The organism is Brevibacterium sp. UMB1308A (genome assembly GCF_030230605.1).
In the GTDB taxonomy this organism is placed as follows: Bacteria; Actinomycetota; Actinomycetes; order Actinomycetales; family Brevibacteriaceae; genus Brevibacterium.
Map to the genome: position 1 here is coordinate 24,200 of NZ_JASPDO010000013.1, position 24,942 is coordinate 49,141.

At 59.5% G+C, this 24,942-nt stretch carries 23 protein-coding genes and 2 tRNA genes; 17 read left to right on the top strand and 8 right to left on the bottom strand.

Annotated elements, in window-relative coordinates:
* Positions 1–25 precede the first annotated feature (25 nt).
* From QP868_RS07025 to glsA, 4 genes are read right to left on the bottom strand one after another with little or no spacing between them, the layout of a single operon-like run.
* On the bottom strand, positions 26–916 hold the full coding sequence (locus tag QP868_RS07025) for a 3-methyladenine DNA glycosylase (RefSeq protein WP_284925888.1): 891 nt from the start codon (positions 914–916) through the stop codon (positions 26–28).
* A gap of 3 nt (positions 917–919) precedes the next feature.
* Entirely contained in the window at positions 920–1,912 is a 993-nt protein-coding gene (locus tag QP868_RS07030) for a malate dehydrogenase (RefSeq protein ID WP_284925889.1), read from the bottom strand.
* A 52-nt stretch (positions 1,913–1,964) separates the two neighbouring features.
* Positions 1,965–4,421, bottom strand: coding sequence for an ATP-dependent RNA helicase (locus QP868_RS07035; RefSeq protein WP_284925890.1), 2,457 nt, complete (start codon positions 4,419–4,421; stop codon positions 1,965–1,967).
* Positions 4,421–5,728, bottom strand: coding sequence for a glutaminase A (gene glsA / locus QP868_RS07040; protein ID WP_284925891.1), 1,308 nt, complete (start codon positions 5,726–5,728; stop codon positions 4,421–4,423). The genes QP868_RS07035 and glsA overlap by 1 nt, the downstream gene beginning before the upstream one ends.
* Before the next feature lie 19 nt (positions 5,729–5,747).
* Here glsA and QP868_RS07045 point away from each other — a divergent pair, with 19 nt between their 5' ends.
* The 3 genes from QP868_RS07045 (at position 5,748) to QP868_RS07055 (ending at position 9,426) form a co-directional block, all read left to right on the top strand.
* Positions 5,748–6,557 carry a fumarylacetoacetate hydrolase family protein gene (locus tag QP868_RS07045; protein WP_284925892.1) on the top strand — a complete coding sequence of 270 codons (810 nt, stop codon included), beginning with the start codon at positions 5,748–5,750 and terminating at the stop codon, positions 6,555–6,557.
* A 62-nt stretch (positions 6,558–6,619) separates the two neighbouring features.
* Positions 6,620–8,092: a glutamate--tRNA ligase gene (gene gltX / locus QP868_RS07050; protein ID WP_284925893.1), complete on the top strand. Its 1,473-nt coding sequence runs from the start codon at positions 6,620–6,622 to the stop codon at positions 8,090–8,092.
* Between the two features lie 65 nt (positions 8,093–8,157).
* Positions 8,158–9,426 (top strand): alpha/beta fold hydrolase, encoded by a 1,269-nt coding sequence (locus tag QP868_RS07055; RefSeq protein WP_284925894.1) that lies wholly within the window; start codon positions 8,158–8,160, stop codon positions 9,424–9,426.
* Between the two features lie 14 nt (positions 9,427–9,440).
* Here the strand turns inward: QP868_RS07055 and QP868_RS07060 are convergent, their stop codons facing one another.
* Positions 9,441–9,713, bottom strand: a complete 273-nt coding sequence (locus QP868_RS07060; protein ID WP_284925895.1) for a hypothetical protein — start codon at positions 9,711–9,713, stop codon at positions 9,441–9,443.
* A 154-nt stretch (positions 9,714–9,867) separates the two neighbouring features.
* Here QP868_RS07060 and QP868_RS07065 point away from each other — a divergent pair.
* A tRNA-Gln gene (locus QP868_RS07065) sits at positions 9,868–9,939 on the top strand.
* A gap of 16 nt (positions 9,940–9,955) precedes the next feature.
* Positions 9,956–10,028 (top strand) — tRNA-Glu (locus QP868_RS07070).
* A gap of 86 nt (positions 10,029–10,114) precedes the next feature.
* Here the strand turns inward: QP868_RS07070 and QP868_RS07075 are convergent.
* Both QP868_RS07075 and QP868_RS07080 read right to left on the bottom strand, forming a co-directional pair.
* Positions 10,115–10,774, bottom strand: coding sequence for a DUF4282 domain-containing protein (locus tag QP868_RS07075; RefSeq protein ID WP_284925896.1), 660 nt, complete (start codon positions 10,772–10,774; stop codon positions 10,115–10,117).
* Between the two features lie 104 nt (positions 10,775–10,878).
* A complete protein-coding gene (locus tag QP868_RS07080) occupies positions 10,879–11,598 on the bottom strand; it encodes an IclR family transcriptional regulator (RefSeq protein WP_102238688.1) in 720 nt (239 codons plus the stop codon).
* A gap of 140 nt (positions 11,599–11,738) precedes the next feature.
* On the opposite strand from QP868_RS07080, the gene leuC reads away from it, so the two are divergent.
* The 7 genes from leuC to QP868_RS07115 all read left to right on the top strand — a co-directional run bounded on the left by leuC (position 11,739) and on the right by QP868_RS07115 (position 18,585).
* Complete coding sequence (gene leuC, locus QP868_RS07085; RefSeq protein WP_284925897.1) at positions 11,739–13,142, top strand: 3-isopropylmalate dehydratase large subunit; 1,404 nt, start codon at positions 11,739–11,741, stop codon at positions 13,140–13,142.
* A 32-nt stretch (positions 13,143–13,174) separates the two neighbouring features.
* Positions 13,175–13,774, top strand: a complete 600-nt coding sequence (gene leuD / locus QP868_RS07090) for a 3-isopropylmalate dehydratase small subunit (protein ID WP_284925898.1) — start codon at positions 13,175–13,177, stop codon at positions 13,772–13,774.
* Between the two features lie 67 nt (positions 13,775–13,841).
* Positions 13,842–15,161 carry a UDP-N-acetylglucosamine 1-carboxyvinyltransferase gene (gene murA / locus QP868_RS07095; protein ID WP_284925899.1) on the top strand — a complete coding sequence of 440 codons (1,320 nt, stop codon included), beginning with the start codon at positions 13,842–13,844 and terminating at the stop codon, positions 15,159–15,161.
* Positions 15,158–15,892 (top strand): lysophospholipid acyltransferase family protein, encoded by a 735-nt coding sequence (locus tag QP868_RS07100; protein ID WP_284925900.1) that lies wholly within the window; start codon positions 15,158–15,160, stop codon positions 15,890–15,892. Before murA ends, QP868_RS07100 begins: the two co-directional genes overlap by 4 nt.
* Positions 15,889–16,893: an NAD(P)H-dependent glycerol-3-phosphate dehydrogenase gene (locus QP868_RS07105; RefSeq protein ID WP_284925901.1), complete on the top strand. Its 1,005-nt coding sequence runs from the start codon at positions 15,889–15,891 to the stop codon at positions 16,891–16,893. Before QP868_RS07100 ends, QP868_RS07105 begins: the two co-directional genes overlap by 4 nt.
* Before the next feature lie 31 nt (positions 16,894–16,924).
* Entirely contained in the window at positions 16,925–17,473 is a 549-nt protein-coding gene (locus QP868_RS07110) for a YbhB/YbcL family Raf kinase inhibitor-like protein (protein ID WP_284925902.1), read from the top strand.
* 2 nt (positions 17,474–17,475) lie between these two features.
* Complete coding sequence (locus tag QP868_RS07115; protein ID WP_284925903.1) at positions 17,476–18,585, top strand: D-alanine--D-alanine ligase family protein; 1,110 nt, start codon at positions 17,476–17,478, stop codon at positions 18,583–18,585.
* 48 nt (positions 18,586–18,633) lie between these two features.
* On the opposite strand, the gene QP868_RS07120 is transcribed toward QP868_RS07115, so the two are convergent.
* Positions 18,634–19,143 (bottom strand): DUF3515 domain-containing protein, encoded by a 510-nt coding sequence (locus QP868_RS07120; protein ID WP_284925904.1) that lies wholly within the window; start codon positions 19,141–19,143, stop codon positions 18,634–18,636.
* Positions 19,144–19,186: 43 nt separating this feature from the next.
* Between QP868_RS07120 and thiL the strand changes: the two genes are divergently transcribed.
* The 5 genes from thiL to coaD are packed head-to-tail and all read left to right on the top strand — an operon-like array spanning position 19,187 to position 24,893.
* The gene (gene thiL, locus QP868_RS07125) at positions 19,187–20,149 is read left to right on the top strand and encodes a thiamine-phosphate kinase (RefSeq protein ID WP_284925905.1); all 963 of its coding nucleotides are present in this window, start codon (positions 19,187–19,189) and stop codon (positions 20,147–20,149) included.
* Complete coding sequence (locus QP868_RS07130; protein WP_284925906.1) at positions 20,146–21,645, top strand: DAK2 domain-containing protein; 1,500 nt, start codon at positions 20,146–20,148, stop codon at positions 21,643–21,645. The genes thiL and QP868_RS07130 overlap by 4 nt, the downstream gene beginning before the upstream one ends.
* A gap of 2 nt (positions 21,646–21,647) precedes the next feature.
* Positions 21,648–23,849 carry an ATP-dependent DNA helicase RecG gene (locus tag QP868_RS07135; RefSeq protein WP_284925907.1) on the top strand — a complete coding sequence of 734 codons (2,202 nt, stop codon included), beginning with the start codon at positions 21,648–21,650 and terminating at the stop codon, positions 23,847–23,849.
* Entirely contained in the window at positions 23,850–24,395 is a 546-nt protein-coding gene (gene rsmD, locus QP868_RS07140) for a 16S rRNA (guanine(966)-N(2))-methyltransferase RsmD (protein ID WP_284925908.1), read from the top strand.
* Between the two features lie 3 nt (positions 24,396–24,398).
* Complete coding sequence (coaD, locus tag QP868_RS07145) at positions 24,399–24,893, top strand: pantetheine-phosphate adenylyltransferase (RefSeq protein WP_284925909.1); 495 nt, start codon at positions 24,399–24,401, stop codon at positions 24,891–24,893.
* Positions 24,894–24,942: the final 49 nt, after the last annotated feature.

Here is a 24,942-nt window from a genome sequence, read left to right on the forward strand (position 1 = left end):
GCCTGGGAGTCTAGCACCAGCGTGGCTACTGGATCAGGTTTTGTGCCTGGTCAATCTGGGTGATGAGACGACGTCTCAAGGCTTGAGCCTGCCGGGAAAACTCCTCTTGCCTGCGCATGTATTCGGCTTTCCCCTGCGCGGTTTCAATCGCGACGACCCCGTACCCCCACGCGCGCACATCGTAGGGTGAGGCTTCCATGTCGAGTGTGCGAATCGCACGCGCAAGGTCGAACGTGTCCAGCACCGTCGCAGATTCCACAATCGGTTCCAGCTTCATCGCCCACTTATACAAGTCCATTCCGGCGTGCAGACACCCGGGTTGTTCGTTCGCGCGCATCCCTTGCCGTGTGGGTTGCAGCGTGTTCAGCGGACGTGCCGGGGGAGTGAAGAACCTGAACGCGTCGTAGTGGCTGCACTGGATGCGGTGGTTTTCGACCACGCGGTCCGTCTCTTCTTGGCTCAACCGCAGTGGCACTTGCGAGTGGCGGTGTTCCTGCGCCGTCTGCTTGTACACCATGGCCCATTCGTGCAACCCAAAACACCCGAACGACGCCTCCCGGTCCACGGTCGCTTCCAACAGTTGTCGGATGAACACTGCCCCCTGCCCGCGGTCGGCTGCCCACGCGCCCACGTCAACGTGAGCTACCGTGTGCCCGGCGTGCTGGCCACGGGTGTACCAGCGCCGGTTGAAGTAGGCCTCATCCGCCGAGGTCTCAACCACCACCGCTGTTCCCGCACCCGGGTGCCATGTGGCGAGCTTGCCGGGCTTGAACGGGTAGTACGTGAAAAGGAAGTCCTCAACCGGGTGTTTTTCGCCGCGGGATCGGCGTTCCAGGTGGGAAGCGGTGCGCTCATGAACGGCCTGTTCATGAGCGTCACGAAGTTCCCGCCATTCGCGGGGTGAAAGAATGTGCACGGTTTAGTCGAGGTGTCCTTTGCCCGCTGCGGTGGAGCGTTCGTCAAGGAGTTCGTTGGCCGAGGCGGTAATCCGCTCCCGCTGCAGATCGTCTAGTTCTAGCTGGGGAACCACCGTGTAAGTGCCGTTCTCAATCGTCACCGGGTAGGAGTACACCACCCCGGCGGGTACACCGTAGCGCGCCACCTCGGGTAGCGCCTGGGTGGGGACCGCCATGGACACCCAACGGCCGTCCGTTCCCTGTTCCCAGTCGCGAAGGTGATCCAAGGTCGCTGACGCTGCAGACACCACTGAGGAACCACCTCGGGCCTTTATCACGGCGCCACCGCGGGTGGCGACCGTGGGCACGATGGTGTCCAACCAGGTGTCCTTATCAATGACGTCAAGGGCAGGAGTGCCGCCCACGGTTGCGAACGTGAGGTCAGGGAACTGTGTGTTGGAGTGGTTACCCCACACGGCCACCTGAGCGATCTCACCCGCACTCACGCGAGCCCGCTGGGCAACTTGCCCGATTAAACGGTTGTGGTCCAGGCGGGTGAGCGCGGTGATGTTTGCGGGGTTGAAGCCCTCTTTTTCTGCGTGGTGGGCGGCCACCAATGCGTTCGTGTTGGCAGGGTTTCCGGTGACCACGACTTTGCAGTCCGGGTGCGCAACCTGCCCCAAGACACGGCCTTGAGTGGCGAAGATGCCTGCGTTGACTTCAAGAAGATCGCCACGGGTCATGCCGTCCTTGCGGGGTGCCGAACCAATGAGCAGGGCCGCGTGAGCGCCGTCAAAAGCAACCTCGGGGTCATCGGTGGCCACGATGTTTGCGATGCGTGGCGAGGCATGGTCCACGAGCTCCATAATGACCCCGTCCAAAGCCTGAACCGCCTGTGGGACTTCGAGGAGGCGCAACTCAATGGGTTCGTCCCCGTAGACGTAGCCGTCAGCGAGCCGGCCCAGAACGTTGTATCCGATATTTCCTGCAGCACCTGAAACAGCGACGATTTTCATGAGCGCCCCTTTCTGAAGTCTGGAATCATTCTATCGGCCAAAGGCGGGTAACTTACCGAGGTGCTGACCGGTTTGTGCGCGCCGTGGGTACCGCGTTCCACGGGTCCTCAGGCCACGGGTGTTTGGAGTACTTGCCCCGGTTTTCGGCCCGCACATGCGCATACGCGCCATTCCAAAAACTGCGCAGATCATCTGTGACCGCCAGGGGTCTGCGGGCTGGTGACAACAAATGCATGAGCACTGGGCGCCCCAGAATGCTAGGCGTGTCAGCCAGACCAAAGCACTCCTGGAGCTTCACCGCCAACACAGGCGCTTCCGGCTGACCCCCGTGGGACTCCGGCGTGGGGTAGGTGACCCGGACTTTGGCACCACTGGGAACCTCGAGCCGTTCAGGAACCAGCTCGTTAAACCGGGCTGCTTCCGGCCACGGGAATACGCGCTGCAGGGCCGCCGCCAGGTTGATTTTTTGCCCGCGGCCCAGCGCCTCCAGATCAGGCTCAAGCCACGTGAGGTCCTGCAGGGCATCCAGGGTGACATCGGGCCACGGGTCACCCACGACGGCGCGCACAAAGCCCAACCGTGCACGCAAGGCCTCAAACGCGGGATCACCCTCACCCGGCTGTTCTGAAATCCCCGGCACCACGGCGCGCAACCCACGTGTCTCACACGCAGCCCGCACAGCGTCCACTACCGCCTGAGCTGACGGCTGCACCGGGGTAGAGGCGAGCTCAATCGCACCCAGTTCCTCCACCTTCCGGGCCTGCACTTTGCCGTCTGTAAACTCGGCGCGCTCAACCGTGCGGTGTAGCGCACCGGCGGCCTCTAGCGCAGTCGCTTCATCGATCGACACGGCCAACTGCGCACGCGCCTCACTGCCCGCACGCGCCATGCTGGCAACCGCGATCCAGTCATCGAACCCATCTGCGCGCACACCGGTCCCGGAGGCGGTCAGGTAGGTGTCACCTCGGCGGCGGGCAATCCACTCCGGGCGCGCCAACGCGGTCACCAACCCCACAACAGTGCGCGGAACGGAACCCTGGGGTGCATCCACGCCAGCAATCCGGGAAAGCCGGGCCACCTCGCGCTCAAATGCCGCCGTGCCCGAAAGTTTCGACACCAACTCCGGCACATCGCGCGCCCGGTCATCAGCGGCCAGCGAGCACGCGACCCGCACCGCCTGAGGCCCCACCTTCTCCACTCCATCAAACAGCGCGCGAGCCACATGCGGGTCAGCCGGGACGCTTGCGAGCTTGTGCCCAACCGGGGTCGCCTCGCTGTCCTCGTCTAACGCTCCCAGTGCAGTGAGTGCCTGCACCGCCCGCTCCGTTGCCCGAGGCGGCAGCTCCGTTGGAATGTCCAGCCCGACTCCCAGCGGGGTTCCCCACACCGCTAAATCAAGCACAGTAGACGTGAGGTCTGAGGTTGTGATCTCTGGGGGAGTGTGGGCTGGCCGGGACGCGAAATCCGCTTGGCTCATACTCCTGATGACCCGGCCCGGGGCTTCACGATGAGCACGACCCGCCCGCTGCACCATGGCTGCTTTTGACGCGCCCACGGTGACCAGGCCGGAAATTCCGCGCACGGAATCAAACCGCGCTTGCCGATCCAGTCCCGCATCGATCACCGAGCGAACCCCTGGAACCGTGATCGCCGATTCGGCAATGTTGGTCGCCACGATCACCCGAGTGCTCCCAGGTACGTGACCGCGCACGATTCTCTGCTGGGCGGCAACACTGAGCCGGCCGGACAGCTCCTCGGTAGGGAAGTCACGGCGCACACTGGCTGCAACTCGCTCGATTTCGCGGGCACCAGGCACAAACACCAAGACGTCCCCACCGCGCTTGCTACGGTGCTGAGCCTCGGCAACTGCGACACCTGCCACGTGGTCCAAGAAGTCCCAGTCCACGCCACGTTCAGTGAGCGGACGCGGCCCGGGCTCCCACACGGTCTCACACTCAAACGTGGGCACGTGAGCGGATAACAGCGTCGCCTCTTCACCCGTGGCTTGCGTGAGAAGGCCCGTCCACATGTCACTGTCTAACGTGGCCGACATCGCGTACACGCGCAGATCATCACGCATCGCCGCGACTTGCGCCACAAACGCGCACGCCAGGTCCGAATCGATCGACCGCTCATGGACCTCGTCCAAAATGACGGCCGAAACACCCGCCAACTCCGGGTCCCGCAACAGCCTGCGGATCAACACCCCAGTCGTCACGAACTCAACTTTCGCGTCCGCTGGGACGTCACGGTCACCTCGGACGGTGTACCCCACCGGCAACCCGGACAGTTCCCGCAACCGGGCAGCCGCCGCCTGAGCGGCAATGCGGCGCGGCTGCGTGACGATCACGCGCCCTGACCCCAGGTTGGCAACCGCGGGCGGGACCACGGTGGTTTTACCGGAACCCGGGGGCGCCTGGATAACAGCTACCCGAGGTCGTTGATCCGCAATCTGCTCCACGAGCGAGGCTGCGGGCAGGTTGGCGGCGATTCGGCCGAGGTCGAACATTACTTAGCGAACCAGCTCGAATCCACGGGCTCTTCGGTCGGTTCGATGTCGGACAATGACGTGTAGACCTCATCGCGCAAGTCAGCGAAATGCTCATTCGGGTCGAGGATGGTCACTGTGTGGCCACGGCGCTTAAGCTCAAAAATCCCAGCGTGGAGCAACTTGTACCCCACCAGGGACACCGACGGCACGCTCCTGAAATCGATAACAATGGGCTGCTTGTTTTCTGGGGTCTCAAGAATGGACCGCAGTGCTTTTTCAGCCAACGAGAAGTCCATGCTTCCCTGAATGTGAATGTGCAAACGGCCTGAGCTGTCCGTTTCTTTTTCCAGAACAGACGACAGGACAGGGCTTGGCGGCCTCATCATGTGAAGGCCCAAGTCTTCGCTCATGCGTTCAAACGCGTCCACACCGCGCACCGAGTTGCCGAACTTATCAATCGGAGGCGAAAACGCTGCCGCCCCCATCTGGCCCGGAAGAGAGCCCATAATGCCACCAGAGACTCCCGATTTGGCAGGAATCCCCACATTGGTGAGCCAGTCACCAGCCGCGTCATACATTCCGCACGTGGTCATCACGGACAACACCTGCTGGGCCACCCATTCGGGAACCACGCGCTCGCCAGTCTGGGGGTTCACCCCACCGGAAGCCAAAGTCATCCCCATGACTGCCAGGTCCTTGGCCGTCACCGCAACGGAACACTGACGCGTGTAGCCGCGTACCACCTCGGCGGGATCACTGATGATGAGGTCATTCGCACGCACCAGCGCAGCCAGTGCCAAATTACGCCACGCCTTGTCGATCTCCGACTCATACACGGCGTCGTCATAGGACAGCTCCCGTCCAGCAAAAGCGCTCATCCCGGCAAGAATGCGCTTCTCGCGTTCCTCTCTGCTGGCCCCTCGCGAATGAACCAGGGCGTGGGTGGTCACCGCACCAATGTTGATCATGGGGTTGTCTGGCCGTCCGGTCGCTTCGTCCAGGCTGATCGAGTTGAACGGGTCGCCAGATGGTTCCTCACCGACAGATTCGTTGACGCGCTCCAGGCCACGGTCGGCAAGCGCCATCGCGTACACGAACGGCTTGGACACGGACTGGATCGAAAACTGCGTATCGGAGTCTCCCACGGAATAGACGATTCCTTCTGGGGTGCACAGGGACAGCCCAAACAGAGTGGGGTCCTGGTTGGCGAGTTCGGGGATGTAATCTGCCATCGCTCCACCGGTTTTCCTCAAACCGGCTTCGTGGATCGACTGCAGATATTCGGTGACAGGGGAGTACACGGGGTTCGCGGTGGAAGTTTCCATGGCTACTAGACTAGTGCCCATGCGAATCGTTCGTTTTGTTCACAACGACGCGCCACACTACGGCGTAGTTGAAGGAAATCTCCCTGAAGTTAGCGACGACGGAACTTTTGACACCTCGGAACTGGAGGTGGCGGTCCTAAGTTCTGACCCATTCTTTAGCCCTGCGCAATCGACCGGCGAACGCCTGCCATATGACGAAGTGCGGATGCTGGCCCCGATCCTGCCCCGCTCAAAAGTCATTGGTGTGGGCCGGAACTTTGCCGACCACGCCCGCGAACTCGGAAACGACGTTCCGGTCAGCCCGCTGACATTCTTCAAACCCAACACCTCGGTGGTGGGGCCCGGTGAGCCTATTCGCCTCCCCGCCATCAGTGAAGAAGTGTCCTACGAAGCTGAACTAGCCGTGGTGATCTCCAAGATCGCCAAGAACGTTACGCCAGAAAACGCGTACTCCTACGTTTTGGGATACACCGCGGCAAACGACGTGACACTGCGTGATATCCAGCGGATCGACAAACAGTGGTCGCGAGCCAAAGGCTTCGACTCCAGCTGTCCGCTGGGGCCATGGATCGAAACCGAATACGACCCAGAAACCGTACGCATCCGTTCGTGGGTTGACGGTGACCTCAAACAAGACGGGAACACTGAAGACTTCATCTTCGACATTCCCACCGTGATTGCCCACCTGACCGAAGTCATGACTTTGCTGCCCGGTGACGTCATCTTGACGGGAACACCCGCGGGAGTAGGTCGCATTGAGGCGGGTAACCGCGTTGACATTGCGATTGACGGGCTGGGAGTTCTGTCCAACCCCGTCATGGACGTCTAACGTTTAGCGTCGTTGCACGAACACACTTACACACACGAACACACATACAAAGAAGGAACACCGTGACTGTACGAGTCCGCTTTTGCCCGTCACCAACCGGAACCCCGCACGTGGGAATGGTGCGTACCGCCCTGTTTAACTGGGCATACGCCAAGCACACCGGCGGAACCTTTGTTTTCCGTATCGAAGACACCGACGCCGCCCGCGACTCAGAAGAATCCTACGGCCAAATCATCGAAGCGATGAAGTGGCTGGGGCTTGACTGGGATGAAGGTATCGACGTGGGCGGACCACACGGCCCATACCGCCAGTCCCAGCGTGGCGACATTTACGCCGAGGTCATTGAGAAGCTCAAGGCCGGTGGCCACATTTACGAGTCGTACTCCAACGCAGAAGAGATCGAAGCTCGTCACCGGGCTGCCGGCCGTGACCCCAAACTGGGCTACGACGGCTACGACCGTGACCTGACCGAAGAACAGATCGCAGAGTTTAAGGCGCAGGGCCGCGAACCTGTATGGCGTGTGCGCATGCCCGATGAAGACATCACGTTCACCGACATGGTGCGCGGCGACATTACGTTCAAGGCCGGTTCCGTTCCCGACTTCGTGGTCGTGCGCGCCAACGGCCAGCCACTGTACACCCTGGTGAACCCGGTTGATGACGCGCTCATGGGGATCACCCACGTGCTGCGTGGTGAAGACCTGTTGAGCTCAACCCCACGCCAGATTGTTCTGTACGAACACCTCAAGGCGATCGGTGTTGCTGAACGCACCCCAGAGTTTGGTCACCTGCCTTATGTGATGGGCGAAGGCAACAAGAAGTTGTCCAAGCGTGACCCCGAATCGAACCTGTTCCACCACCGCGACAACGGGTTCATCCCCGAAGGTTTCATCAACTACCTTGCTCTTCTGGGCTGGTCGATCGCGGCTGACCGCGACATTTTCTCCGTTGATGAACTCATCGAAGCGTTCGACATTCACGACGTGTTGCCCAACCCCGCGCGCTTCGACGTGAAGAAGGCCACAGCCATCAACGCTGACCACATTCGCATGTTGGACGTTGAGGACTTTGCGCAGCGTCTGGTGCCGTACCTGCAGGCGGCCGAGGTGTTGCCCCAGGAACCGAGCGACGAACAGTTGGCAGTGTTGAAGGACGCGGCTCCGCTTGTGCAGACCCGCATGAACCTGCTCAGCGAAGCGCCTGATCTTTTGCGCTTCCTCTTCGTGTCAGATGACAGCTTCGAGTTCTACGAAGACGGCCTCAAGACACTGAAAGACACCGCTCCTGAGGTGCTGGACCAGGCGATCGAAACGCTGGAACCCATCACCGACTGGACCACCGACACGCTCCACACAGCACTGCAAGAAACCCTGGTGGACAAGGCCGGCATCAAGCCTCGCTTGGCGTTCGGACCGCTTCGCGTGGCAGTTTCTGGACGCCGAATCTCGCCACCTCTGTTCGAGTCCATGGAGATTCTGGGCAAGGAATCGTCCATGTTCCGCCTGAACAAGCTGCGCGAACACCTGGCTGAGTAACCCGCCAGCCCGACTGAGCGGCGAAAACCCGGCAACCACCTCGGCGAACAACCACAAGGAGACCCATGCTCACCCGCACGTACACGATTCCCGGACTCACCGTTGACGAACACACCGTCACGGTGCCGCTCGATCACTTTGGGGACACCCCAGGGGAGCTCGCGGTGTTCGCGCGCGTGTACTCCCTGCCAGGTTCCGCGGAAAAGCCGTACCTGGTGTATCTGCAAGGCGGGCCGGGGTTTGAAGCCCAGCGCGTGACCGAGCCGTCCGGGTGGGTCGGGCGCGCACTTCGCGAATACAACGTGGTCATGTTGGACCAGCGGGGCACCGGGCAGTCCAGTCCCGTTGGATTTGTTGACGGGCACTTTGTGGGAACGGGTGACAACCAGACGCCGGCCACGGTTGCGGACTACCTGACGCACTTCCGGGCGGACGCCATTGTGGAGGACGCCGAGGTCGTTCGCGAGTCCCTGGGTGCTTCCACCTGGGCGGTGTTGGGGCAGTCGTTCGGCGGGTTCACCGCACTGCGGTACTTGGCAGAACACCCGGAGTCCTTGGAACGCGTCATGTTCACCGGCGGGCTGCCACGGGTGCCCGGTGCGGACGGCGGTGAGGCTGACGCGGATCCGGCCATTGTGTACCGCGATACGTGGGAGATCATGGCGGGGAAGTCGGACCGGTTCTTTCAACGCTACCCGCATGCGCGCGAGGCGTATGAACGCCTGTTTGAGCGTGTGGCCGATGGGATTGAGCTACCGGATGGCACGGTGGCCACGCAGGCGCACGTGCGTGGATTGGGGCAGTTCCTGGGTGCCGGCGGGGGAGCGGAACGCTTGAACTACCTGTTGGCGCTGGGTGACTCGGTGGCCGGGCGTCACGACCTGCAGGACGCTTTGACCTTTGGCGCGCGCAACCCCATCTATGCGGTGTTGCACGAAAGCTGCTGGGCTTCCGGTGTCGCTACACGTTGGGCTGCCGAACGTGCCCGCCCTGAGGACCAGGATCCTTTCGCTCTGGCGGGTGAGCACGTGACGCAGGACCACTTTGAGTCCGGGCCTCTGGAGGCGTGGAAAGACGTGGCACATGTGTTAGCCGACCACGAATGGCCGGTCATGTGGGACGCGGACAAACTTGCTCACGCACGTGGCAAGGTTCCTGCGGCGGCCGCGGTGTACTTCGATGATGCGTATGTGCCGTGCAAACATTCCTTGGCTACTGCCAAGCTCGCGGGGGTTGAACCGTGGGTGACTAACGAATATGAGCACAACGGACTGCGTGCGTCAGGGGAGCGGGTACTGGACCGCCTGTTGGCCATGACCCGCGGCGAAGTGTGATCACGCGTGGGCGGTTAGCTCACAGCTTGGTTCTGCCGTTTGAGCACGGTAGCGATGATGATCGCAATGATCGGACCCAGAATGGGCACGAACACCGCTAGCAGAATCAGCAGTGTCGTGTGCAGCGGTTTGAGCTGGGCGAAAACCACCAGGACTATCGCAGCGACCAGCAATATGAGCGAAACAGGAGCCACGAACATCATGGCCACAACACCTGCGTCGGCATAAAACGGAACCTGCGGCCCGGTAGACAGCGTCGAAGAAAAAGACACAGTTGGTAGGAGCATTTTCGCCTCCGTTAAAACAACCAATGAGTTGGTTTGATGATAGCACCCGCCCTGTGATCGGCAACACAAATTTGTGCCGGTTTTGCACAAGAGCGCCAAGGTATGTAAAGTAGTCTTTCGTTGCCGACGCGGGCTTCAAGCCCGAGTCTTGCATTGGGGTATGGTGTAATTGGCAGCACGAGTGATTCTGGTTCATTTAGTCTAGGTTCGAGTCCTGGTACCCCAGCGCTATTTCAGCACAAGCCCCCGTCGTCTAGTGGCCTAGGACGCCGCCCTCTCAAGGCGGAAACGGCAGTTCGAACCTGCTCGGGGGTACACATTCCAAAACTTCATACACATGAGGGGCGCATCTGTTTTCGATGCGCCCCTCATGCGTGCGGTTCCGGTTGCGAGCCCGGAGATTAGTCGGTCAGAGCCCTCCGCATTTCAGTAGTGTTTTGCGCCGTACGGATATTGGCAACCATGAATTCGAGCGCAATACGCGACAAAATGATCTGCGCAAGAGCAGGAATCCACCCCAGGAAAATAGTGGGCAGGAACATCATGCCCAACAGCCCACCGCCTGAGCCAGACAAGGCGTAGCTGAGACCGCTAGCGGCTGCAGAAGCAATCGCGGTGATGACGATCCAAAGAAGCCACGTTCCCACCGCAGTGACGATCGAAAGCGTGTACAAAACACTTGCAAAGTTGATCGTCACAAAGTTTTCGAACTTCAGGTCAAACAATGCCTTGAAGAAGCGCGTAAACACGTTTCCTCTAGGAGCCTGCGCTTGAAACTGACCAGTTGGCTGGGAAACCTCGCCGGTGTTGTAGTTGGCAGCTGGGTATGGCTGGCCAGCGGCAGGCTGACTTGCAGCAGGTTGTCCGGCGGTAGGCTGAACAGGGGCTGAAGCATACTGCTGTTGCGGTACAACAGGACCGGTTTGGGTTGACCCCTGAGGCACATGTCCTGGGGTTGCTTGCGGGGCGGAGCCATATGGGCTTGAACCGTAAGCGCTCGGCGCGTTCGAAGGTGGCGTCGGACTGTTAGGCGCGCCGCTTGAAGGGTAGTTGTCAGTCATGTTTGACTCCTTTGTTCATGGTGCTACATCAATCATGTTACGCAAATCGCACATAAAAGCCGGGGCCACCCTAGGAAAGAGCAGCCCCGGCCAGCGTGCAGGCCCTATGCGCGATTCAGCGCATCCGTAAGAGCTTTCGCAGCCTCGAGAACCGACTGTGCGTGCAAACGGCCAGGCTGCCTAGTCAAACGCTCCACCGGGCCGGAAATCGACACGGCCGCAACAACCCGCGAACTCGGGCCACGGACTGGCGCAGAAACTGATGCCACGCCTCGTTCGCGTTCCGCGATCGACTGTGCCCAACCTCGGCGGCGGACACCAGAAAGAATCGTGGCAGAAAATCGTGCGCCACGCAGACCCGTGTGCATGCGGTCCGGTTCTTCCCATGCGAGCAACACCTGTGCAGCGGAACCCGCGCGCATACTCAAAGTGGCGCCAATGGGAACGGAGTCACGTAGACCCACGGGCCGTTCAGCGGCGGCGACGCACAAGCGCAGGTCACCCTGGCGACGGAACAGCTGAGCGGACTCGCCTGTGCGATCACGCAACTGGTTCAAAACAGGGCCAGCGGCTGCGAGCAAACGGTCTTCGCCGGCTGCGGATGAAAGTTCGGACAGGCGTGGGCCTAATACGAAGCGCCCTTGAAGGTCTCGCCCAACCAGCCGGTGATACTCAAGAGCAACCGCCAGGCGGTGTGCGGTGGGGCGAGCCAGGCCGGTGAGGCTCACAAGTTCAGCCAGCGAAGCAGGCCCGGCTTCAAGTGCGGATAAGACGAGTGCGGCTTTGTCGATAACTCCAACGCCGCTTCCATTTTGGTTGCTCATACCCTCAATTGTAGGTCTCACCATCTAAGATGCAAGTTCGGATGGTGGTACATCTGGCTAGTGTGAGTCTCGAAAAATCGCAGTGAGAGTGCCCGTGCCTAATAACAGGCGCAGGTTGCGTGTCACGAAGGAGATCTACCGTGGGAACCACACTTGCAGAGAAGGTCTGGGCTGACCATGTTGTCACAGCCGGTCAAAACAACGAACCTGACCTCATCTACATTGACCTCCACCTCGTCCACGAAGTGACCAGCCCTCAGGCATTCGAAGGTCTACGTCTCGCGGGCCGCAAAGTCCGCCGCCCGGACCTCACAATCGCAACGGAGGACCACAACACTCCCACGGTTGATATCGACAAGCCTATTGCCGATCTCACCAGCCGCACTCAAATCGACACTCTGCGTAAGAATGCAAAAGAGTTCGGCATCCGTTTGCACTCGCTGGGTGATGTGGAACAGGGAATCGTGCACGTTGTGGGCCCTCAACTGGGTTTGACGCAGCCGGGCACCACGGTGGTGTGTGGTGACTCCCACACTTCGACCCACGGCGCGTTTGGCGCGCTCGCTTTTGGGATCGGTACCAGCGAAGTCGAACACGTGCTGGCTACGCAAACTCTTTCCCTCAAACCGTTCAAAACCATGGCCATCACGGTCAACGGAACCCTGCCTGAACACTCCTCAGCCAAGGACATCATCCTGGCGGTCATCGCAAAAATCGGCACCAACGGTGGCTCCGGCCACGTGCTCGAGTTCCGCGGTGACGCAATCCGCAACCTGTCCATGGAAGCGCGCATGACCCTGTGCAACATGTCGATTGAAGCAGGTGCCCGCGCCGGCATGGTCGCACCCGACGACATCACGTTCGAGTACCTGCGGGGTCGCCCTCACGCGCCCACGGGCGACGCATGGGACCAAGCGGTTGCGTACTGGAAGACTTTGCGTACGGATGAGAACGCGGAATTTGACGCCGAGGTCGTTCTGGACGCCGCGGACATCGAACCTTATGTCACTTGGGGGACCAACCCTGGTCAAGGTTTGCCACTTTCGCAGTCGGTTCCTGACCCCGCTCAGATCGTTGACGAGAACGAACGAATCGCGGCAGAAAATGCCCTGGCGTATATGGGCTTAACTCCCGGCACCCCGCTAAAAGACATCGCGGTGGATACCGTGTTTTTGGGTTCGTGCACGAACGCCAGAATCGAGGACTTGCGTAGCGCAGCAAGCGTTCTCCGAGGTCGTTCAAAAGCTCCCAATGTACGCATGCTGGTTGTCCCGGGTTCGGCTAAAGTGCGCCTGCAGGCTGAAGAAGAGGGGCTGGACAACGTCTTCACCGACTTTGGTGCGGAATGGCGTTTTGCCGGTTGCTCCATGTGTCTGGGAATGAACCCAGACCAGCTTTCAGAAGGCGAACGGTGCGCATCCACCTCGAACCGAAACTTTGAAGGGCGTCAAGGAAAAGGCGGGCGCACCCACCTGGTCAGCCCCGTGGTGGCAGCGGCCACTGCAGTGAACGGAACCCTGTCAACCCCAGCAGACCTGGCGTAAAACCTCGAAGCGTAGAGCACATAGGAGTCATCGTGGAAAAGTTCACTTCACACACCGGCGTGGGTGTCCCATTGAACCGTTCAGCCGTTGACACTGACCAGATCATTCCGGCTGTGTACCTCAAACGTGTAACCAAGACCGGTTTTGACGACGCGTTGTTTGCGCGCTGGCGCAAAGACCCTGAGTTTGTTCTCAACCGCGAACCGTATGCAAACGGGTCCGTGCTGGTTGCTGGGCCCGACTTTGGGACAGGCTCATCGCGTGAACACGCAGCGTGGGCACTTCGCGACTACGGATTCAAAGCCGTTCTGTCATCCCGCTTTGCCGACATTTTCCGTGGAAACGCCGGCAAGAACGGCCTTGTTGTCGCCCAGCTTGAACAAGGTGACATTGATCTCCTTCTCAAGCGGATTGAAAACCAGCCTGGAATCGAAGTCACGGTCGATCTGGAGACACGCACGGTCCAATGTGACGATCTGACCCTGCCGTTCGACATTGACGACTTCACGCGCTACCGCCTCATGGAGGGTCTGGACGACATTAGCCTGACACTCAAGCACGAAGGCGATATCGACACGTATGAAGCTCAGCGACCAGGCTTCAAACCCACCACGCTTCCTATCCCAGAGTGAGCAAACTGAAAACTTTGGAACCCTGCCTGGGCTAGCATTGCTCTAGTTGCCCAAAGAAAGGATTCCGATGCTGATCGTGCACGGAGGTACACCTCTGGCCGGCACTGTCCGCGTACGCGGAGCCAAAAACTTGGTCTCTAAAGCGATGGTGGCCTCGCTGTTGGGCGAGACTCCGTCGGTTCTGCGGAGCGTTCCGCGTATTCGCGATGTTGAGATCGTGACCGGTCTTCTGGAACTTCACGGTGTTCGCACCCATACAGCGCCAGACGGTGACCAGCCAGACGGCGAAATTCACATGGACCCAAGCAACATCGAGTCCGGTTCGATCCCTGACATCGATGCACACGCGGGGTCCTCACGTGTACCGATCCTCTTCTGTGGTCCACTTTTGCACCGCTTGGGTCAAGCATTTATCCCAGATCTTGGTGGGTGCCGGATCGGGGACCGTCCTATCAACTTCCACCTGGACGTCCTGCGCCAGTTCGGTGCAACCGTCGATAAGACGCCGGGCGGGATCAAGCTTGAAGCACCTCGGCGACTCACCGGCACCAAAGTTGAATTGCCCTACCCATCTGTGGGCGCTACCGAACAGGTCCTTCTCACCGCAGTCCGCGCAGAAGGAACAACGGAGCTGAAAAACGCTGCTGTTGAACCGGAAATCATGGACCTCGTAGCTGTACTCCAAAAGATGGGCGCAATCATTTCTGTCGACACTGACCGTGTGATTCGCATTGAAGGTGTCGACTCCTTGCGTGGCTACACTCACCGTGCTATTCCTGACCGGATCGAAGCCGGTTCTTGGGCCTCGGCAGCGCTGGCCACGGGCGGCAAGATTTTTGTCGAAGGCGCTCAGCAAGAGCCCATGATCACGTTTCTCAACGTGTTCAGAAAAATTGGGGGAGAGTTTGACGTCCGCGAAGACGGCATCCTGTTCGCTCACCCAGGAACCGAGCTACAGTCGGTAGCCCTCGAAACCGATGTGCACCCAGGCTTCATGACCGACTGGCAACAGCCGCTGGTGGTCGCGCTTACGCAGGCGAAAGGGCTGTCCATCATCCACGAAACCGTGTATGAAAACCGGTTCGGATTCACGGACGCGCTTGTGCGCATGGGGGCGAATATCCAGCTCTACCGTGAGTGCCTGGGTGGTACGCCATGTCGATTCGGTCGTATGAACTTCAACCATTCCGCAGTGATCTCCGGGCCCACCGCGCTCACTGGACAAGACATTGAGATTCCGGACCTGCGTGGAGGCTTCTCCCACGTCATCGCAGCGTTGGCGGCTGAAGGAACCAGCAAGGTGCGGGGGCTTCAGCTTCTGAATCGTGGGTACGAAGACTTCACCCACAAACTCGAGTCGCTAGGTGCGCGAATGGAGATTCCATGACCCAGAACCTCTCTGACGTGACATTCACGCCTGAAGATCAGAAGCGCACGAAGCGACTTGCCCGCCTGGTGGCGCCCACGTTGAGAGCTTCATACCGGGTATTTGGTCGTTGGGTAGACGAAAACCCGCACAACATCCCCAAAGACGGCCCAGCGATTCTTGCGGTGTACCACGCGAGCCTGCTCGACCCAGTGTTCGTTGCGCTATCACTGTGGTCGAACGGGCGATTGCCTCGGTTTATGGCCAAGTCTTCACTGTTCACCGGCATCATTGGTCGCCCTATGCGCGCGCTGGGACAGATCCCTGTTCTCCGGGACTCAGCGACCGCCTCGGACGCCTTGAAGTACGCACGCAAGGCACTCGACGCAGGCGAATGCGTGGTTATCTACCCGCAAGGAACCCTGACTAAGAACCCCGAACTCTGGCCTGAGAACTTCAAAACTGGGGCAGCCCGCCTCGCGCTAGAAAGCGGAGTGCCCATCGTGCCAGTCGCGCACTGGGGGACCAGCGCACTCATGCCACCGGGAGCTAAAAAACCAGCCTTCAAACCTGGCAACATCGTGCGCATCAACTACGGTGAACCAATTGACGTCACAGGTATTGAACCTACTCGCGAAAACTTACGCGCCGTCACCAGCCACATTGAAGCCGTGATTGCACGCGATGTCGCACGGCTCAGTGGCAAACCACTTCCCGAACGCTACACACACGCATTGGAGCTGTCCTTATGAAAATCGCGGTCATGGGCGCCGGGTCGTGGGGAACGACCTTTGCCAAAGTGATTGCTGATTCGGGTAACCCCGTAACGGTGTGGGCGCGCAAAGAAGAAGTCGCCCACGAAATCAACACGCAGCACACCAACTCCCGATACTTGGGTGACATTGTGCTCAGCGACCTCATCACCAGTACATCTGACCCGGTTCAGGCTGTTTCTGAGGCAGATGTTGTGGTGCTGGCGATTCCCGCGCAGAGTATGCGCACCAACCTGTCGCAGTGGAAGGACCACCTGAAGGCAGACTGTGTTCTGGTGAGTCTCATGAAGGGGATTGAAGGTACGTCCGGTAAGCGGATGACTGAAGTGATCGCCGAGGTCGCAGAAGTTCCGCTGTCCCGCGTGGCTGTGGTGTCCGGGCCGAATTTGGCAAAGGAGATCGCGGAGTCCCAGCCAACGGCCACGGTGATTGGGTGCGAGTCGGCTACCACGGCCGAGGCGCTTTCCGACTTGTGTGCCAACAGCTACTTCCGTCCCTACACCAACGCTGATGTGGTGGGGATCGAGCTGGGCGGTGCCATTAAGAACGTGATTGCACTCGCAGTGGGAATCGCAGACGGTCAAGGCTTAGGAGACAACTCAAAAGCTTCGATCATCACCCGAGGTCTAGCAGAGACGACGCGTTTAGCTGTCGCTATGGGCGCCCAGCAGCACACGCTGTCAGGCTTGGCTGGTTTGGGTGACCTGGTGGCCACGTGCGCGTCTCCACTTTCGCGTAACCGCACTTTTGGTCGCCTGTTGGGAGAAGGCAACACGGTTGACGAAGTTGCCGCCCAGATGACGCAAACTGCAGAAGGTGTAAAAACTGCCCCCGCGGTTCTGGCGTTGGGCGACACGTACGGAGTGGAGTTGCCGATCACTCAAGCGGTGGCGGCCGCTTTGGATGGATCGTTAGCGGTTTCAGATCTCTCTGGTGTTCTTTTGGCGCGTAAACGTAAGGATGAAGCTCCAGTTCGCTAGTGTGAAAGAACCACAAAAGGAGGAGGAAGAAATGTCCACTTCAACCGACTATCTGAACTCACCATTTGCACGTATGAACGAAGTTCCACGCTTCGATCTGACCAGCCCTGACATTACTGAAGGTCAACCATTGGCGGTTGCCCAGGCCTCGGGCATCATGGGGATTGACGGTGGACAGGACCGTTCGCCTGCTCTGTCTTGGAGTGGTGCCCCAGAAGGTACCCAGGCGTATGCAGTGACATGCTTCGACCCTGATGCGCCCACTGGTTCCGGGTTCTGGCACTGGGTGCTCACCGACATCCCGGCAGACGTGACATCCCTGGAAGCCAACGCAGGTGACCCTGATGCTGGACTGCTTCCAGAAGGTGCGGTCATGATGCGTAACGACGCAGGTTCTGCACGTTTCGTGGGCGCTGCTCCACCGGAAGGCCACGGGCCACACCGGTACTACTTTATTGTTCACGCCCTGTCCAAGCCTCTTGGTCTTGAACCAGACGCGAGCCCGGCCTTTGTTGGATTCAACATGTTCTTCGCCTCACTTGGCCGCGCTTGGATCCAAGCAACATATGAAGTGAAGTGATAATGACGCAACGCCCCCTCGTCGCCGTGCTCTTTGGCGGTCGTAGCCCTGAACACTCAGTCAGCTGCGTGACGGCAGCCGGAGTGATGAACGAAATCGATCCGAACGCTTTTCGTCTCCTTCCCATTGGAATTACCCCAGAAGGAAAGTGGCGGGTTGTCCACGACTGGAAATCGTTTTCTTTTGACCGAGACAACATGCCGCAGGTTGTAGACAACCAGACTGAAGTGTTCGTGTCACCGTCGAAAGACGGTTCCCTCATTGAGCGCGACGCACAGGGGGCGTTTGCGGATTTAGGATCCCCGGATATCGTGTTCCCGCTCCTTCACGGACAGTACGGGGAAGATGGCACCATGCAGGGTCTTTTGTCGCTGATGGACGTGCCGTTTGTGGGGCCCGGCGTGTTTTCCTCATCAGCTGGGATGGACAAACACTTCACCAAAATGGTGCTACGTGCAGCAGGCATTCCAACAGCGGATTGGAAAACCATTTCGCTCACCCAATACCAGGCTGACCCCCAAGCCACCATCGACTCCCTGCAGGAACTGGGGCTACCCGCCTTTGTAAAACCCTCCCGCGCTGGGTCCTCCGTGGGCATTAGCAAGGTGAGTGACACCTCGGGCTTTAAAGCAGCGCTTGACGATGCCTTTGCACACGACACCAAAGTGATTGTGGAGCCCTTTGTTGACGGCCGCGAAATCGAATGTGCCGTGCTGGGGTCCGTCAGTGACCGCGAACTCAAAGCGTCTTCTCCAGGTGAAATCACCGTGTCTGGCGATCACGAATTTTATGACTTCGACGCCAAATACCTGGACCTGGACGCGACCACGCTCACGTGCCCAGCTGATGTCGAACCAGACGTGGCTGAGCGGGTTCGCGACATCGCGTGCCAAACGTTCCGGGCATTCGATTGCACAGGGCTCACTCGCGTGGACACGTTTGTGAGGCCAAACGGTGAAGTGTTGGTCAATGAAATCAACACGTCCCCCGGATTTACCCCGACGTCTGGGTACCCGTTCATGTGGGAAAAGAGTGGCTTGCCGTATAGGGACCTCATTACCGAACTGCTGACAATCGCCGTTGAGGACCACAAGCGTTCAGCGACTGCTTAAGAGCGTGTGGGCTGCTAAGGGCGTGACGCGTGCACGGCCGTAGCGTGTTTACGGTGTGAGGGAGTCCGTTGCGATCGGGTTGTTGTTTTCATCAACCACCGTGGCGTCTTTTCCGCTCACGCACTCACCAGTTTTTTCCAGCGTGGACACGGCTCCAGAGATAGCTGTGAGGACATCCGCGCCGGACACCTTTTTGGGGTCCACAAGCAGCTCAACTGAAGGCGTGCGACCATAAGCGACGAAACGCCACGAGTCGTCTTTTTCTTCCACCGAAATCCAGTCCACTCCATCCACGTGGACGCATGGGTCAGTGGTAGGCGCTGGCGGTTCCATGCCACACCGAAGAATCACCGCGGTAGGGTCTCCCCACGCGTCGGTGGCTTGCGAGGATGTTTTGCGGTTCTGATATTCGCCGATCGCATCAGGGAGTCGCAGCATGACATCGGCACATGCGGCGGAAGTCGCATGTGGTGCCGGTTCCACCACAACAGTTGGGGTGCACGCACTGATACCCGCAAGAGTGAGGCCAACAAAACAGATCGACAGAACACGACGCATATGACCCAGGATAGCCGTTCTGAAAATGCGTAAGCTGGTGGCTATGCAACAGACGTTAGGATCCCTGGGAGAAGACCGCGTCCTAGAACGCATCCTGTCACACGTAGACCCTGGCGATCACGTGTCTGTGGGTCCCGGTGATGACGCAGCTGTTTCCACCCTGCCCGGTCCCACCGTCACCACCACCGACATGCTGGTGGAAGAAAGTGACTTTCTACTTTCGTGGCTCGACCCGTACAGGTTAGGGGTCAAAGCAGCAGCACAAAACATCTCCGACATTTACGCAATGGGTGCCACACCCCATGGGCTCCTTATGTCACTGTCAGCCCCCAACGCCACCCACATCGACGTGATCGAAGAGTTCACGCGCGGGCTCAACGACGAAGCCCAACGGGCCGGTGCCGCCATTATTGGGGGAGACCTGTCAACCGGGGGCCTCATCACAATAGCGATCACTGCCGTTGGGTACTTGCGCACAGAACCGATTTTGCGTTCCGGCGCCCGCCCCAATGACGGGGTGTTCCTGGCTGGCACGGTAGGCCACGCCGCAGCTGGACTCGATCTGCTGTTTGCTGGACACCGACTCGGAGACAGCGAAACCGACCCTTTTATCGAAACCCAGCTGGCACCTCGGCCGGATTACACCACAGCAGCCCTACTGCCAGGGTGGGCGCACGCTGGAATTGACGCGAGCGACGGACTCAGTGGGGACTTAGGCAAGGTCGCGCGGAAGTCAGGCGTAGACATTGAACTGGACCCGGAGGCAATTGCGGGGCTGGCTCAACAAGTGCTCCCGGCCGCACGAATCCTTGGGGATCCAGACCTGGCGCTCAAATGGGTGCTCCACGGAGGCGAAGACCACGGCTACCTGGTTACCGGGCCAGCGGACACGGCTCCGGTAGGCTTGACCCGGATCGGAACATGCGTGACCGGGACGGGAAAACTCACGCTTGACGGAACAGATATTCAGCCCGGAGCGTTCACCCACTTTTCGGAGGCACAGTGAAGGATTCGGCTCGCGTCAACGCGAGGCTCGCAGCACGGTGGGCCAGGCGCGCGGTTGAACGCATGAAACGGCGCCGTCACGACATCGACGAAATCAACGTGTTTCCAGTTCCCGACGGTGACACCGGCACCAACATGTATGACACGGTCCGTTCCGCGTACCGGGCGGTCGAAGAACTCACGGGCACCGTCACCATGCACCGCGTGGTTGACGCCATGGCGACAGGAGCGCTGAGGGGAGCCCGAGGCAATTCCGGGCTAATCCTGTCTGTGGCCCTGCGCGGGGTTGCAGACGCTTTGGACGGGGTTGCCGAACTCGATGCACATACGTTCGCCGGGGCGATGGAACTTGCGGCGGCTAGGGCTGAACAGGCGATTGCGACCCCAGTTCACGGAACTATGGTGACCGTGCTTCACGAAATGGCTCAGAAGGCGCGTGAAGAAGCTGACGCTGGTTCGGATCTGCTGACCCAGTTAGAAGCGGTGCGCAAACGTTCACGCGAAGCCTTGGGGGAGACCACTGGGCAGCTTGCGGTCCTTTCCGATGCGCACGTCGTAGACGCAGGCTCCACAGGAATCGTGGAGATGTTTGACCTGCTTTACCTGACTGTGGCAGGGCGAGCGCCGTCTTCTGATGGCATACGGTATGCGCCTGCTCAGGGTGTTGAAATGCGCGCAGAGGTTGGCCTTGAACTGGTGTTCTGGTGTGCTGAGCAAAAAGACAAAACACGGGAAGTCACGCGTGCGCTCACGAAGCTTGGGGGTACGTCCATTGTGGTGTCGTGGCCCAAGATTCACGTCCACGTGTCTGATGACGAAGCGGCCCGTTCTGTTTTGGCGGCGTGCGAACCGTTAGGGATCGTGCAGTTACGCATGGAAGATCTGAGCGAAGAAGGCGGTTCACGCATCAACGTGGTTGGGCTGGCTAGCGGAATGGGTGTTCTCATGCAGACGGCCCTCACCCAGGCGGTCGCTGTGAACGCGAATGTGCCTGGGTGGGCAGATCACGTGGATGAACTGATTGAGGATGGCGCCCACACCATTGTCAGCGGTGTGCCTTCAGTGACCCATGAACTCTTGACAGCTGCCCCGGCTGACGCTGTTCTCACTGCACCGGGGCCGGTCTCTTTGCTTGCGGCGATGGCCGTTTTCGACCCCGAGGTGGAGGCTCAAGACTGTAGGGACGACATGCGGGAGGCGATCGAGGGAACCCGGGAAGGTGTGATCACCCGCCCACACCCGGAAGGACCTTTCTTGTCCGAGGACGGTGAAACGCGGGCCGCTTCCGAATCGTTGTCTGAAACGGTTCTTTCGCTCGTGGAGTCGTTAACCCACCAAGGTTCAGTGGAAATCATCACGATTGTGACCGGCCGGGACGTTCAGGCCACCGGGTTAGTGGCTACCGTCGCTCAGCTGAAGACTCAGTACCCCGGGGTGCGGGTTGACGTCATTGAAGGTGACGTGCCCGAATGCATCGTCGCTGTTGGGTGCGAATAGAGATGGCCGGACCAGCAGACACCCTGTTCGATCACTTCGTTCACACACGTGAACAGAAAACGGCGTTTTCAAACTTGGGACTGGGCACAGTCGACCAGGTGCTAAGGCACGTGCCCCGAACCTACCTGTTCCCTGGTGAGCTCACCCCCATGGAAGAGCTCGAACCGGACACTACCGCCGTAGTCCTAGGTAAGGTGCTCTCGGTTGATCTGATCAGGCTGAGGGATCGTAAACGCTCACTGACCAAGGTGAAACTTGGGGGTCGATACACGGCGGTTGAGCTGACATTCTTCAACATGCCGTGGCTGGAGAAGAACCTGGCACTCGGACAAAACATCGCGGTTTCCGGGAAAGTTGTTGACACCAAGTACGGGCGCCAAATTAACCAACCCAGAATCCTGGACAGCAACTTTGAGCTCGACGACGGTGAGTGGGGCAAAGGTTCGGTGAGCATGCACCAGGAAATGCAGATGACCAAACCAATGCCCATTTATTCCGTCAAAGGAAAAACCAAGCTGTCTACGGTCACCCGTGTGATCCACCGGATGCTCGACCGCTTGCCCTTAGAAGCGTTTGCAGACACCATGCCTCAGCACGTGCGGAGCGAGATGGGGCTGTACTCGTACAAAGAAGCACTGGAAGGCATCCACCGGCCTCGCGACAAAGCCCAACTGCAGCAGGCCCGCGAATGGTTCGCATTTGAAGAAGCGTTTGCTCTGCAAACCTACATGCTCAGCAACAAGCAAGTTCATGAAAAGGAAGCCGCCCCCACGCTCGCCGGGGCAGCCATGGGCAAGCTCGATCAGTTCGACCAACACCAGACTTTTGAACTCACCCGGTCACAAAAACAGGCTGGAACAGAAATCTCCCGTGACCTGGTGCGCTCAACGCCCATGAACCGGCTTTTACACGGTGATGTGGGTTCCGGAAAAACACTCGTGGCCCTGCGAGCCATGTTGCAGGCGGTGGACTCTGGATACCAAGCCGCTCTTTTAGCTCCCACTGAAATTCTGGCCACTCAGCACGTGGGAAGTCTGCGCTCGCTGTTAGGTGAGCTCGCCTCGGACGGGTTTACCGACGGCGTGCGAATCGAACTTCTCACCGGTTCCATGTCCGGGCGCGAACGCAAGCGCGTGGCCACCGAACTCGCCGCCGGAATCGTGGACATTGTCGTGGGAACACACACGCTCCTGTCCGACACCACGATCTTCGACAAGCTGGGGCTCGTCGTGATCGACGAGCAGCACCGGTTTGGTGTTGAACAGCGCGAACAGCTACGAGAAAAAGGTGGCGGGAAGGTTCCACACACGCTCGTCATGACCGCAACCCCCATTCCGCGCACCGTGGCGTTGACGGTGTATTCGGACCTGGACGTGAGCACTCTGCGGGAGCTGCCCGGTGGTCCCAAACAGGTGAGTACCCACGTGGTTCCCATGTACGAAAAGCCCCGGTGGTTTAACCGCGTGTGGGAAGTGGTGTCTGAGCAGGTGCAACACGGGCACCAAGCGTTCGTTGTCACCAGCCGGATCGACTCAGAAGAAGACCCAGATGCTGCGAGCGAGAGTGCGCAGGGCGGGAATGCTGGGGAGGCTGGGTGCTCGGACCCAGGGCGACCTCGGCTCTTAGGGGTAGAAGAACTTGCAGACAAGCTGCGTTCCCTCCCGGAGTTAAAAGACGTGCGCATCGAAACCCTGCACGGGAAGTCCGAACAAGACGTGAAAGAAACCGCCATGCAGCGGTTCAAAGATCACGAGTTCGACGTGCTGGTGGCCACCACGGTGATCGAAGTGGGAGTAGACGTCCACAACGCCCGCGTCATGGTGGTGTTCGACGCAGACCGGTTCGGGGTGGCACAGCTCCACCAGCTCCGCGGCCGTGTGGGGCGTGACGGCAAACCGGCAATGTGCTTTTTTGTCACCCAGAACCGTGAAGACTCCGAATCGAGAGAACGGCTGGAATACGTCGCCTCGACAACGGACGGGTTCGCGTTGGCAGAATACGATCTCAAAACCCGTAAAGAGGGTGACGTTTTGGGAACGAGCCAGTGGGGTGCTGCGCGCCTGCGTTTTGTGTCCATCAAAGACGAAAACCTCATTATGACTGCCCGAAACGCAGCCCAAGGTGCGCTTCAGGATGATCCGAAACTCGCCCAAAGACCAGCGCTCGCGCTGTACCTCACCGACATTATGCAGATCGAGGACTAAATGCGCGTCATAGCCGGAAAATACAAGAGCCGCGCACTCACCGCGCCACAGGGAGCGGACACTCGACCCACCTCGGACCGGGTACGCGAATCCCTCTTCGCAACCCTGGACATGCTGGGCATGATCGACGGGGCACGGGTGCTGGACTTGTTTGCCGGGTCCGGCGCGTTGGGAATAGAAGCGCTTTCCCGAGGTGCCAGTGACGTCGTGTTTGTCGAAAAGGCTCACCGTGCTGTCGCCACCGTGAAGAAAAACCTGGCAGCGGTAGGGGAGAAGCGCCTGGTTGTGCAGGGCGATGCGACCGCGCCTGCGGTGACAGGGGAGTTTGACCTGATCCTGGCCGACCCTCCATACCCCTTGGATGAAACTGCTATTACGCGGATGCTCACACGGGGAGAAGTGCTACTCAAGGACGACTCGTCGCTCATCGTGGTGGAACGGTCCGCGCGCTCGCCCCAACCAGAACCACCGGAGACTCTGAACCTGTTTAAATCAAAAACATACGGGGAAACTGCCATCTGGATGTATGAGCGGGCTAGGATTTAGGGCATGAAGGTAGTGTGCCCTGGATCATATGACCCTGTTACTCGCGGACACATCGACATTGTGGCGCGGGCGGCCCGCCTGTTCGACCAGGTGGTGATCGCCGTCGTTCACAACCCCAACAAAAACGGGACGTTCAGCGTGAGCGAAAGGCTCGAACTCGTCAAAGCCGGGTTACAGGAAGACCCGAGGACCACCTCGGCCGGCAACATTGAATTTGACGACGTTCCCGGCGGGCTCCTTGTGGACTACTGCGAATCCATTGGGGCCGTAGGTGTGGTGAAGGGAATCCGGTCAGGAACCGACTACGCGTACGAACTTCCCATGGCGCACATGAACCGGCACTTGAAGAACATCGAAACCATCTTCATTCCCGGTGACCCTCTGTACGAGCACATTTCTAGTTCACTCGTGCGCGAAGTCCACTCGCTAGGTGGCGACATTGAAGGCCTGGTGCCCGCCGCTGTGCTTGAAGCGCTCAACGAACGGGCAAAGAAGTAAGCCAAGTTGAATATGCAGGGACGCGTTCGGTAAACTGGTCAATCGCGTG

Coding starts and splice junctions, on each gene's coding strand:
- QP868_RS07030 (WP_284925889.1), bottom strand. CDS start 1,912: ATGAAAATCGTCGCTGTTTCAGGTGCTGCAGGAAATATCGGATACAAC.
- QP868_RS07035 (WP_284925890.1), bottom strand. CDS start 4,421: ATGTTCGACCTCGGCCGAATCGCCGCCAACCTGCCCGCAGCCTCGCTC.
- glsA (WP_284925891.1), bottom strand. CDS start 5,728: ATGGAAACTTCCACCGCGAACCCCGTGTACTCCCCTGTCACCGAATAT.
- QP868_RS07045 (WP_284925892.1), top strand. CDS start 5,748: ATGCGAATCGTTCGTTTTGTTCACAACGACGCGCCACACTACGGCGTA.
- QP868_RS07055 (WP_284925894.1), top strand. CDS start 8,158: ATGCTCACCCGCACGTACACGATTCCCGGACTCACCGTTGACGAACAC.
- QP868_RS07060 (WP_284925895.1), bottom strand. CDS start 9,713: ATGCTCCTACCAACTGTGTCTTTTTCTTCGACGCTGTCTACCGGGCCG.
- QP868_RS07075 (WP_284925896.1), bottom strand. CDS start 10,774: ATGACTGACAACTACCCTTCAAGCGGCGCGCCTAACAGTCCGACGCCA.
- QP868_RS07080 (WP_102238688.1), bottom strand. CDS start 11,598: ATGAGCAACCAAAATGGAAGCGGCGTTGGAGTTATCGACAAAGCCGCA.
- murA (WP_284925899.1), top strand. CDS start 13,842: ATGCTGATCGTGCACGGAGGTACACCTCTGGCCGGCACTGTCCGCGTA.
- QP868_RS07100 (WP_284925900.1), top strand. CDS start 15,158: ATGACCCAGAACCTCTCTGACGTGACATTCACGCCTGAAGATCAGAAG.
- QP868_RS07105 (WP_284925901.1), top strand. CDS start 15,889: ATGAAAATCGCGGTCATGGGCGCCGGGTCGTGGGGAACGACCTTTGCC.
- QP868_RS07110 (WP_284925902.1), top strand. CDS start 16,925: ATGTCCACTTCAACCGACTATCTGAACTCACCATTTGCACGTATGAAC.
- QP868_RS07115 (WP_284925903.1), top strand. CDS start 17,476: ATGACGCAACGCCCCCTCGTCGCCGTGCTCTTTGGCGGTCGTAGCCCT.
- QP868_RS07120 (WP_284925904.1), bottom strand. CDS start 19,143: ATGCGTCGTGTTCTGTCGATCTGTTTTGTTGGCCTCACTCTTGCGGGT.
- thiL (WP_284925905.1), top strand. CDS start 19,187: ATGCAACAGACGTTAGGATCCCTGGGAGAAGACCGCGTCCTAGAACGC.
- QP868_RS07135 (WP_284925907.1), top strand. CDS start 21,648: ATGGCCGGACCAGCAGACACCCTGTTCGATCACTTCGTTCACACACGT.
- rsmD (WP_284925908.1), top strand. CDS start 23,850: ATGCGCGTCATAGCCGGAAAATACAAGAGCCGCGCACTCACCGCGCCA.
- coaD (WP_284925909.1), top strand. CDS start 24,399: ATGAAGGTAGTGTGCCCTGGATCATATGACCCTGTTACTCGCGGACAC.